The 563-nt window shown below is 63.9% G+C and carries 1 protein-coding gene; it reads right to left on the bottom strand.

Going from position 1 to position 563, the window contains the following annotated elements; translation table 11 throughout:
- On the bottom strand, positions 1–426 hold a 426-nt coding region (locus AX735_RS02620; RefSeq protein WP_156447400.1), incomplete at its 3' end, for a flagellar hook-basal body complex protein.
- Positions 427–563 lie beyond the last annotated feature (137 nt).

Raw genomic sequence — 563 nt, 5'->3', positions numbered from 1 at the left:
GGCAGCGGCGGTCGAGGTCACGCGGCCATTGGCATCGACCGGGAGCATCTGCACGCGGTTGCCGATATTGTCGACGACCTCGCGGTTGACGTTGACGAAGAAGTTGCCGTTGCGGGTGAAGCTCTGTGCCTGGCGCGGCGAGGAGCCTTCGACGATGAAGAAGCCGTCGCCGGCGATCGCGAGATCGAGCGTGCGGTCGGTCGAGTTGAGCGAGCCTTGCGTGAACTGCTGGACGATGCCGGTCAGGCGCACACCCTGGCCCGCGACCGACTTGGTGCTCTGTGTCGGGGCAGAGGCGAACAGGTCACCGAAGGTGGCCTTGCTCTTCTTGAAGCCGGTCGAGCTCGAGTTGGCGATGTTGTTCGAGACCGTCGCAAGATCGGTCTGCGCTGCCTTGAGGCCGCTGAGCGAGGTGATGAAGGACATTTGGGCTTACTCCTCAGTGAAACTTGGTCAGTGAAATCGGGTCGTTCTGGGTGGGTGGATCGGGCAGCTCAGGTGATGCGCCTGGCGCTGCTGGCGGAAAACGAACCGGCGGGGGTCACCAGCAGGGCGTCGGCACC

Origin of the sequence: Blastomonas sp. CCH1-A6, assembly GCF_001556365.1 — a bacterium.
Taxonomy (GTDB): Bacteria; Pseudomonadota; Alphaproteobacteria; order Sphingomonadales; family Sphingomonadaceae; genus Blastomonas; species Blastomonas ursincola.
This window is presented reverse-complemented; position numbering and strand designations above follow the sequence as displayed.